Source organism: Jatrophihabitans lederbergiae (assembly GCF_031845305.1).
GTDB lineage: Bacteria > Actinomycetota > Actinomycetes > Mycobacteriales > Jatrophihabitantaceae > Jatrophihabitans_A > Jatrophihabitans_A lederbergiae.
In genome coordinates, this window is record NZ_JAVREH010000037.1 from 21,393 (window position 1) to 30,610 (window position 9,218).

Here is a 9,218-nt window from a genome sequence, read left to right on the forward strand (position 1 = left end):
CCGGTGGCCAGAGTTGTATCCATGACGACCATTGGAGTGCTGTCGGGGTGCGGCGGCGCCGGAGCGAGTGTGTTCGCCGCGGTGCTGGCCGGTTGCGCCGGCTCGGACATCGGCCACACCTTTCTCATCGACTGCGATGTGACCGGCGGCGGTATCGACGTGCTGCTCGGGTGCGAACAACTGCCGGGCCCGCGCTGGAGGCAGGTCCGGCTGCGTGGCGGCACGCTCGACCCGGCGGTGCTGCGGGATGGCCTTCCTCGCTGGGGCGAGGTGTCGTTCCTGGCCGCTGACGATGCTCAGGTGCTTGATCCGGCGGTGCTCGGCCGGGTTGTCGACGCCGCCGCTTCGGTCAGCACCGTGGTGTTAGACCTGGCACGCTGGCCCTCTCCGTTGCGGCAGGCGGCGCTCGCGCGGTGTGACCGCACGATCCTCATCGTCCCGGCCGAGGTGCGTGGCGTGACCGCGAGCGCGCTGATCGCCGCCGGCCTCGACGCCACGTCGACCGCTGCGATGGTACGCGGCTCGTCACGTGCGTTGCCGACCGCGCGGATTGCCCAGCTGCTCGGCCTCGCGGTCCTGGCCGAGCTACCCCATGACCCCGCCAGCAAGTCCCCGGCCGGTCTGGACGTGAGGCGGGTACGCAAGCAGACCCGGCTGGCCGCGGCGGCCGTTCTCGACTGGTGCCGTTCGGACAGCCGATCGTTTGCACCGGCGGCGGATCGAATGGCGGTGCCGGCATGAACGGGCAACTGGTGGATCGGGTGCGTTCACGGCTGGCCAGTGGCACCGACGGGCTTGGTATGGCTCAGGTCGCCGGGCAGGAATCCGCGCTGCTGCTCGACTCCGGCGCGCTGTCCGAGCTGACCGGCCAGCTGACCGCGGAGCTCACCGGCGCGGGCCCGCTCGAGGATGCGCTGTCCGCCGAGGGGGTGACCGATGTGCTGGTCAACGCGCCCGATCAGGTCTGGGTCGACCGAGGACATGGGCTCGAGCGCTGGCCACTGTACTTCGAGTCCGACGCGGCAGTGCGCCGGTTGGCCACCCGGCTCGCCGCGCAGGCGGGGCGCCGGCTGGACGATGCCGCGCCCTACGTCGACGCCGCACTTCCGGACGGCACCCGGCTGCACGCGATCCTGCCGCCGCTGGTCGCGCACCCGACCCTGTCGTTGCGGGTGCTCGCGCGGCGCCGATTGAGCCTGTCGGACCTGGTAGAACTCGGCGCGCTCCCCGCCGACCTCGCAGAGCTGCTGGCGGCGCTGATCGATGCGCGGCTGACCATGCTGATCAGCGGCGGAGCCGGTACCGGCAAGACCACGCTGCTGGCCGCGTTGCTCGGCACGGTCGGCCCCTGTGAACGGATCATCACCATCGAGGACGCGGCAGAGCTCGCCGTCGACCACCCGCACGTAGTGGCACTGCTCGCCCGCGCCGCGAACGTCGAGCGGGCCGGCGATGTGCCGCTGCGCGAATTGGTCCGGCAGTCCTTGCGGATGCGGGCCGATCGGATCGTGGTGGGCGAGTTCCGTGGCGCGGAGATCGTCGAACTGCTGGGCGCGCTCAATACCGGTCATGACGGCGGCGCGGCCACCGTGCACGCCAACTCGGTGTCCGACGTGCCCGCGCGGCTGATTGCCCTGGCTGCTCTGGGCGGCATGTCCGCCGCCGCGCTGGTCGCCCAGGCCGCCAGCGCCCTGGACCTGCTCGTGCACATCCGGCGCGATCGGGGTGGGCGGCGCCGGGTCGAGCAAGTTGCTCTGTGGCCCCGCCTGGGTGACCAACCCGAGCCGCGCCTGGTGTGGAACCGGACCGGCGGCCTGCACCCCGCTGCTGCTGAGCTGACCCGTCGACTGGACGAGGCGCAGTTGCCGGTGCCGTCGCTGTTGCGCTCGTGACGCCGATCGCGTTCTGCCTGCTCGGTATTGCTGTGCTTGCGGTACCGCTTCCGGCGCCGGCCGCGCGGCGGCTGGCATGGCTGGGCACGGCCCGGTTGGGGCGGCCGACAGAGGTGAGCCGGACAGCGGTGCTGCCGGGCGCTCGGTCCGTGGCACGGGCCGTCGCCGGTCGGCCGTGGTTGTGCGCCGCGCTGCTGGCCGTCGCCTGCGGTGCGGTCGCCGGACTCGTGCCCGGGGTGCTTGCGGCGGCCGCGGCCTTTGCGCTTGCCCGGTGCGCGAGATTGCTCGCCGGTGATCGCGACAGCGACCGGGCGCGCGCCGAATTGCTTGCGGCCGTCGCTGCGCTGTCCGGTGAGTACGCCGCGGGCGCCACGGTTTCCGGCGCATTCTCCGCCGCCGCCCCGGTGTCCGGCCGGCACGCTTCCGCGATGGCCGCTGCCGCAGTGCTGGCCGCACAGGGCGTCGAGGTCTCAGCCGCTCTCGCAGCCGAGCCGATGCTGGCGCCGTTGGCGGTGGCGTGCGCGATCGCCACCCAGGGCGGTTCGCCGCTCACCGACGTGCTGGCCGGGGTACACGCCGATGTAGCTGCCGATCGGGCCACCCGCCGAGCCGTGCAGGCCGCACTGACCGGGCCCAGGACCTCCGCGGTACTGCTTGCCGTACTACCGGCCGTCGGGCTGGGAATGGGCGCCGCGATGGGGGCACATCCGGCGCGCGTGCTGCTGCACACGCCCATCGGATTGGCGCTCCTGACGGCCGGAGTGATGCTGGACGTCGCCGGCCTGGTGTGGACGTTGGCGCTGACCCGTGGCGCACTGCCGTGATCGGGGGTCTGCTGATCGCGCCGGGTGGTTGGTTGGCCCTGGCCGCCGGACTGGTGCTGTCCGGAACCCGCCGACCCGGCCGGGAGCCGGCCCACCGCAGCACGCGGCAGGGGCACGCGCGGAACCGGTTGCTGACTCCCCGGCGGTTGCCGTTCGTAGCCGGAACGTTGGCAGCACTGGCGCTCGCGACACTCGGCGGCACAGTGGGGCTGGTTGCCGCGCTCCCGGCCGGAGCGGGGCTGGCGATCGTCCTGCGCAAGGTCACTGTTGGCTCGACGCCTCCCGATGCACGATCGATAGCCTTTGTGCTTGATCTCGTTGCCTCTTCCCTGTCGGCCGGTGCTCCGCCGGACCAGGCCATCGCCGGGGTTGCGGTTGCCGTTGAGCAGTTCGGCTCGCCGTCGCACGCGGCTGTCGTGGAGCCCCTGCAACGAGTGGGCCGGCTGCTGCAACTGGGCACCGATCCGGTTCAGGCCTGGACCGCGCTCGACGCCATCGCCGGCTATGGCCCCGTCACGGCAGCAGGTCGACGGTGTGCGCACAGCGGCGCCCGGCTCGCGGGGGCGCTGTCGGCCGCGGCGCAGGAATGCCGGGCTTCCCAGCAGGGGCAGGCCATCGCCCGAGCCGAACGAGTGGGCGTGCTGTCCCTGCTGCCGCTCGGGCTGTGCTTTCTGCCGGCGTTCGTGTGCATCGGGGTGGTGCCGGTGGTGGCGGGTATCGCAGGCGATGTGCTGGGCGGGATGCCGACGTGACCGTCGGCGGACCCGCACCACCGTCCGCCGCACCGACCTCAGCCGGCCGCCAGCCGGTCTAGGTGGGCGGCGAAACCGTGCGGGGCTCGGGCATCGGAGCGGGCTGAGGTCGTCACAGCGATGTCGGGCGCCCAGGCCACCACGGCGCCAGCGGCCTCGGCGGCCGCCATCAACCGCACGTCCTCGTCATGAGTACGCAGCGGAAAACCGCCGAGCCGCCGGTACAACGGGGCCGAGATCCCGAGGTTCGCTCCGTGCACATGCCCGTGGCCCCCGGTCCTCAGCGGCCGCGCGTACAGGGCTTCGGCCCGCGTGCGGACCTCAGGCGAGCGAGCATGCCAGTCCAGCACCCGCACCGTCCCCGCGACGACCTCAGCTCCCCGTGCCGCGCAGCGCAGGTGACCGCGCAGCCAATGCAACGGCACGGTCGAGTCCGCATCGGTCGTCGCGATCCAGGTGCCCGCCGTGCCCGCCGCGCTCAGCAGGTGGTCCACGCCAGCAGCGCGAGCGGCGCCGGCCGCTGCGTACGCCGTCGTTACCACCGCGAGGTTCAGGGGCAGATCAGGGCTCAGCCGGGCCACGATGGCCGCGGAGTCGTCGGCACAGCTGTCCAGTACCAGCACGACGTCGACCGGCTGCTCCACGGCTGCCACCGCCCGGGCAAGCGCACGCAGGCACGGTTCCAGCCGGGGCGCCTCGTCGCGGGCCGGCACGACGACACCGATTCGCTCGATGTTCACAGCGCAAAGCCGATTGTCACGGTGGCCGCTCGACGGTCACAGGGCGAAGCCGAGCTGCTCGACGGTCACAGCGCAGGCTCTCGCGCGGCCACCGACCGGGGATCACGAGCGAGGATGTCGAGCAGAAAGTCGTCCTCCTCGTGCCGAACGAGTACCGGCAACCGCAGCGCCGCGCGCAACGCGAGATGAACCGTCTCGGCGGTGTGCGGGTGGTCCGGCGCGATCCGGCGCCAGTGCAGCAGGACCACCACCCCGTCGGCGTCCAGGCTCGCCAGCACCCGGCGCGCCAGCAGCGCGAGGTCAGCGACGTAGTACGCCAGCTCGGACAGCACAATCAGGTCGAACGCACCGGCCGGCCAGTCGTCCGGAATTCTGCCGCGTCTCACCTCGACCCCGCTCCGGCCGGCGAGCCGTCGCTGAGCCGCGCGGAGCGGCTGCTCGGACCACTCGTCAGCGATCAGGCAGTCGCTGCGGTCGGCCAGCAGCACGCTGAGGTCGCCCCGCGCGTAGCCCGGCTCGAAGGCGCGCCGGAACCGCTCCCGCGGCAGGGCGGCTAGCAGCACCGAGCGCTTGCGCCGCTCGTACCAGCTCGACTCGAACGACCACGGGTCCTCGGCACTCGCGTACAGCCGGGCGAAGTACTCCTGCGACGCGGCCGGATGACCGCCCGGCTCCAACAGCACGTCCTGGTTCCGGTCGGCGTGCGCCAGTACCGCCAGCGGCAGCACAGCCTCGTCACCGGGCTCCGACGACAGCGGGAGCACCTGGCTGCTGAATGCGGCGAGCGCCTCCGCCCGAGCCGTCCGGTCGTCGCCGTCCAGGGCGAAGCGTCGGACGTCCCGGCTCAGCTGGGCGCGCAGCGCCGACGGGTTCCCGGCGTGCCACAGCCACACCGGGTACTCCCACCACCGGGTTCGGGACCGGTCGGCCACCGCCCGCTCCGCGGCGAGCCCACATGCGGTGTGGTCGGGATGGCCGTCCGCACGCCAGGTCGACAGCAACCACAGATCGGTGTCGTCGCCCAGCACCCCGCCGAGCGCCAGGGCGATGTCGTCCACCCGCGCGGAGAGGTCGCCGTCGGGCAGGCCGAGCCAGCGCACCGTGGCCAGCGGGGCCAACCTCGCCACCGCCGCCAGAATCTCGGCTTGGCGCAGAACCGCGAGCCGCTCCGGTGAGTGCGTCGGCGAGCCCGGATGCGAGGCGGCGCCGTCACTGGCCACCACCACGGTCACGTCGAGGCCGCCCCGCGCCGCCGCGTGCAGGAGGCCGCCGATGCCAAGCGTCTCGTCATCGGGATGGGCGGCGAGTGCCACGATCCGGGTGCCCGTGGGTGGCAGGCCGATCGGCAACGCCTCGTTCCACCAGGGCTCCGCGCGCCACCGCGACGGCGCGATTCCCTCGTCCCGATGGCTGAAAGCCCTCACCCGCCCGGCCGCGGCAGGGCGGCCAGGGCGGCAAGGTCACGCTCCGCGTGGTGCTGGCGGACGTAGAGCTGCAGGTCCGCGACGCGGCGAGCATGGTCGATGTCGAAGGCGAGCGGGGCCGCGCCGAGGGCGTGCCCGCTGTCGCGCAGCACCGTCTCCACCGCATCGGCCACCAGCGCGCGGGTCCGGGCCGCGAGCACCGCGCCGGCATCCGCGCAGGCGTGGCCGGCGTCGATCTCGGCCGCGGCGTGCTCCAGTGCGAGGGCGGCCGACCAGCATGCGACCTCAGCGTGGCCGAGAGCGACCTGCCGGATCGGGTCGGGCCGGCTGCGGGTCCCGAGCGCCGCGCGCAGGTGGTGGTACACGGCTCGCGCGCCGCCGTACCAGCACGCGGCCACCCGGATGCCGCCCCAGCCGAAGCCCGGCCGGATCAGGTACCAGTCCACCGCTCCGACCGGCTCGGCGGCCACCGCGCTGAACTCCACCGCGGTGCTGACCACGGTGGTGAGCCCACGCGCGGCCCAGCCCGCCGGATCGCCCACGCTGACCCCGGGATGGTGCAGGTCGACGGCGAAGAGCCGGTAGCCCTCGTCCGTGCGGGCGGTGATCAGCGCGCGGTCGAGGATTCCCGCCAGCGAGCACCATTCCTTGACACCGTCCAGCCGCCAGCCGTCGTCCACCCGCACAGCGTTGAGCACCAGCCCCGGCGCCTCGGAGGCGTACACGCCCCACCGGCCCGGTCGGATCCGCACGCCGGCCTCGCGCAGGATCAACAGTGCGTCCAGCTGCGGCTCGACCACCCGGGCGACGGTGAGATCGATCTCGGCCAGGTCGCTCAGCAGCTCCTGAACACAGCGGGCGGACGGCTCGGTCGTCGCGGGACCGGTCGGAAAGACGAGGGCGGTGGCGGCGTCGGCCACCGCAAGCGCCGCGGAGGCATCCCCGGCCGCGGCCGCGGCGGCCATGGCGAGCTCGCTATCGAGCACTGAACCTCCGGGCGGACACGATCCGAACGGAGTCCTGATTCCCCGTACCTGTGTCCGGACCAGCTGGATCCGCTCGCCTGTGGCCCAGGTGCGGTCCGGGTTCCCCCGGCGGGCACACCGTAACGCGCGCGCCCGGGGAGCGGCGAATCTGGGCACGTGGTCGGTCCCGCCGGCCGATCGACGCGCGGTCGTGCCGGGGCGGAGCGGGGCGGGGCGGTGCGGCTCGGTCTGATGGCGCAGCAGTACCTTCTGGGAGTTCCGGGACGCAAGGGCTCCTGAGGTCAGCCCGGCTCGCCCCTGTGCTTGCGTCGGGCGATGACCACGATATCCACCACGCCGACGATGGCGCCGATCCACAGGATGGCGCCCAACCACCAGAGGCCGCCGATCATCGCCGCGATCGCGGCCCCGACGAAGAAGACGATGCCGAACGAGGCCAGCACCAGACGGAGCGTCAAGGCGCTGTAGACCGGCGGCCCTTCGGAGTTCTGCATAGCGAACCTCCCTGCGTGCTCCCTATCCTGCTCAGCCAGGGGTGCGCTCGCACCTGCTCGCCGTCGCCGTCGCCGAGGGCTGGTGGCGGCGTCGAGAGGCGTGCTGGCCGTGACCGCGGTGAGGCAGGGGATCGCGTGGCGGCGCTGAACGTCAGCCTCGCACGACGACTGAACGCCTTATCGCGATAGCGCGGGCGCCGCGACCTGCAGGTCCCGGGCCAGTAACGCTCAGCGCCAGGGCGCTCCAGGGCGGTGGCCATCACCGACCATGTCTGCCACGGCTACAGGTCGTTGAGCTTGTCCTCGGCATCACGGACCTCGCCGGTGAACCGCCGCAGGTAGCCCTCTTCGAGCTCGCGCATCCGCAAGGTGTGATGGGCCAGCTGCTCGGTGGTGCCATCGAGAAAGATGTCGTGCCGCTTCTCGTGCAGGTGGGTCAGCTCGCGCTTGAGGTCGTCGTCGGAGAGCTCTGATGCTGGGATGCCAGATGACATGCGGTCCTCCGCCACTGGACGTGGCCGTAGTGCAAGGAAGGGCTTCCGGTTCGAGCCGCTGGCTACAACATAACGTCCCAGGTCCGCCCGCTTGAGCGGTATGCCCTAGCTCTTGAAGTACCGGTCGGCGAGGGCGCGCGGCGCGCAGGCCAGCCAGCCGTCGAGCAGCGCCTCCCGAAGTGCGGTGCTGGTGACCAGGTCGAGCCGTACCAGCACGGCGGGGTAGCCGTCGAAGTGCGGGATCGTGAAGAACCCGTGGGGGTTCTCGGCGAGAACAGCCTCCTTGTCGGCCAGGTCCAGCACTCGCACGGCGAGGATCGGTCCGTCAGGTGCGAAGGCTTCGCCGAAGCGCCTGAGATCGGCCTTGCTGAACGGGCGCTCCCACGCGAACGCCTTGCCGGCGACGCTCCAGCTCCGATTGCCGTACCGCTCGCCTTCGCTGGCCTCGGGCAGCTCCGAGGCCAGTAGGGCCACCTCATCGACGGTCATCATGACCGCAGGTTAGCCGTCGTCCACAGCACAGTGGGCTTTCCACAATCCCGGCTCGCGCCCGTTTTTCGTCGGCTGCATCGGCGAAGGTCGTAGTCAGCTGCTTCGAACGAATCGAGGGGCACAGACCGGTGGGGAGACACAACATGGCACGAGTGGGACAGCTGCTTCGGCAGCTTCGTGTGCGGGTCACGCGGCTGGGGACGGAGGCCGGAATGAGCACCGCCGAGTATGCCGTCGGGACGGTCGCGGCAGTGGCGTTCGCCACTGCGTGATAAGCTACAACCTGTGGCGGTCGTTATTTATGTACGCATCTCGACTGACCGGACGGGTGAACGAGCTGGTGTTGACCGGCAGACCAAAGACTGTCTCAGTCTCTGTCAACGGCTCGGTCTCGGCACGCCCATCATTCTGTCTGATAACGATGCGTCGGCGTACTCCCGCAGAACCGTAAGGCCGGGTTGGCGGCAGCTCGTAGCGATGATGGAACGACGCGAGGTCGAAGCAATCGTCGCTTGGCATAGTGACCGTCTTTATCGCCGCAGCGAGGACCTGAACGAGGTCATCCGTCTTATCGAGTCGAACCATGTAGACATCCATACTGTGACCGAAGGCGATATCGACCTGTCTTCGGCCTCCGGTCGATTGCAGGCGCGGCTTGTCGGTGCAGTTGCGGAGCACGAGTCAGAACACAAGTCGGAGAGGATCGTCCGAAAGCATCGCGAGATCGCAGCCGCGGGCCGCTGGAAGGGCGGAGGGCCGCGACCTTTTGGGTACGAGTGTGACGGTGTAACGATTGATCCGATCGAAGCGGCAACCGCGCGGGAGGCCGTCCGGCGAATCCAGAGTGGAAACAGTACGACGGGCACGGCGCGGTGGGTCAGCGAACGGCTGGGTCGTGCCGTTACGCAGAGATCCCTTGTGCGGGCGCTCACTTCGCCACATATCGCCGGGATGCGTATTCACTGGCCCCAAAGGGAGCGTGAAATTTGGGAAGCTAGCCCGGGGCTTTCATGGTGGCGGCGTGCCGGTGAACTGAAAAGTGCTCCAGGTCAACGATGATCGAGGTTCTTGAGGCCAGATCGTCGTCAACAAGGAGCACCTTCAGGGTGAAGAATATCGG

General features: G+C 71.1%; 12 protein-coding genes. 6 read left to right on the top strand and 6 right to left on the bottom strand.

Features of this window, described 5'->3' with window-relative positions; all coding sequences use genetic code 11:
* The first annotated feature begins 21 nt into the window (after window positions 1-21).
* The 4 genes from RM423_RS18565 to RM423_RS18580 are packed head-to-tail and all read left to right on the top strand — an operon-like array spanning window position 22 to window position 3,468.
* Window positions 22-741 carry a hypothetical protein gene (locus tag RM423_RS18565; RefSeq protein WP_311424538.1) on the top strand — a complete coding sequence of 240 codons (720 nt, stop codon included), beginning with the start codon at window positions 22-24 and terminating at the stop codon, window positions 739-741.
* Window positions 738-1,892, top strand: a complete 1,155-nt coding sequence (locus RM423_RS18570) for a TadA family conjugal transfer-associated ATPase (protein WP_311424539.1) — start codon at window positions 738-740, stop codon at window positions 1,890-1,892. The genes RM423_RS18565 and RM423_RS18570 overlap by 4 nt, the downstream gene beginning before the upstream one ends.
* The gene (locus tag RM423_RS18575; protein WP_311424540.1) at window positions 1,889-2,716 is read left to right on the top strand and encodes a type II secretion system F family protein; all 828 of its coding nucleotides are present in this window, start codon (window positions 1,889-1,891) and stop codon (window positions 2,714-2,716) included. Before RM423_RS18570 ends, RM423_RS18575 begins: the two co-directional genes overlap by 4 nt.
* Window positions 2,713-3,468 carry a type II secretion system F family protein gene (locus RM423_RS18580; RefSeq protein ID WP_311424541.1) on the top strand — a complete coding sequence of 252 codons (756 nt, stop codon included), beginning with the start codon at window positions 2,713-2,715 and terminating at the stop codon, window positions 3,466-3,468. Before RM423_RS18575 ends, RM423_RS18580 begins: the two co-directional genes overlap by 4 nt.
* 38 nt (window positions 3,469-3,506) lie before the next feature.
* On the opposite strand, the gene RM423_RS18585 is transcribed toward RM423_RS18580, so the two are convergent.
* The 6 genes from RM423_RS18585 to RM423_RS18610 form a co-directional block, all read right to left on the bottom strand.
* Window positions 3,507-4,208, bottom strand: coding sequence for a glycosyltransferase (locus RM423_RS18585; protein WP_311424542.1), 702 nt, complete (start codon window positions 4,206-4,208; stop codon window positions 3,507-3,509).
* 65 nt (window positions 4,209-4,273) lie between these two features.
* Window positions 4,274-5,632: a bifunctional PIG-L family deacetylase/class I SAM-dependent methyltransferase gene (locus RM423_RS18590; protein WP_311424543.1), complete on the bottom strand. Its 1,359-nt coding sequence runs from the start codon at window positions 5,630-5,632 to the stop codon at window positions 4,274-4,276.
* A complete protein-coding gene (locus tag RM423_RS18595) occupies window positions 5,629-6,618 on the bottom strand; it encodes an acyl-CoA dehydrogenase family protein (protein WP_311424544.1) in 990 nt (329 codons plus the stop codon). The genes RM423_RS18590 and RM423_RS18595 overlap by 4 nt, the downstream gene beginning before the upstream one ends.
* A gap of 281 nt (window positions 6,619-6,899) precedes the next feature.
* Window positions 6,900-7,112: a hypothetical protein gene (locus RM423_RS18600; protein WP_311424545.1), complete on the bottom strand. Its 213-nt coding sequence runs from the start codon at window positions 7,110-7,112 to the stop codon at window positions 6,900-6,902.
* Between the two features lie 281 nt (window positions 7,113-7,393).
* Window positions 7,394-7,606: a DUF6158 family protein gene (locus tag RM423_RS18605; protein WP_311424546.1), complete on the bottom strand. Its 213-nt coding sequence runs from the start codon at window positions 7,604-7,606 to the stop codon at window positions 7,394-7,396.
* A gap of 105 nt (window positions 7,607-7,711) precedes the next feature.
* Window positions 7,712-8,098, bottom strand: coding sequence for an MmcQ/YjbR family DNA-binding protein (locus RM423_RS18610; protein ID WP_311424547.1), 387 nt, complete (start codon window positions 8,096-8,098; stop codon window positions 7,712-7,714).
* Window positions 8,099-8,241: 143 nt separating this feature from the next.
* On the opposite strand from RM423_RS18610, the gene RM423_RS25810 reads away from it, so the two are divergent.
* A complete protein-coding gene (locus tag RM423_RS25810; protein ID WP_396327785.1) occupies window positions 8,242-8,370 on the top strand; it encodes a DUF4244 domain-containing protein in 129 nt (42 codons plus the stop codon).
* Entirely contained in the window at window positions 8,327-9,157 is an 831-nt protein-coding gene (locus tag RM423_RS25815; RefSeq protein WP_396327786.1) for a recombinase family protein, read from the top strand. Before RM423_RS25810 ends, RM423_RS25815 begins: the two co-directional genes overlap by 44 nt.
* Window positions 9,158-9,218: the final 61 nt, after the last annotated feature.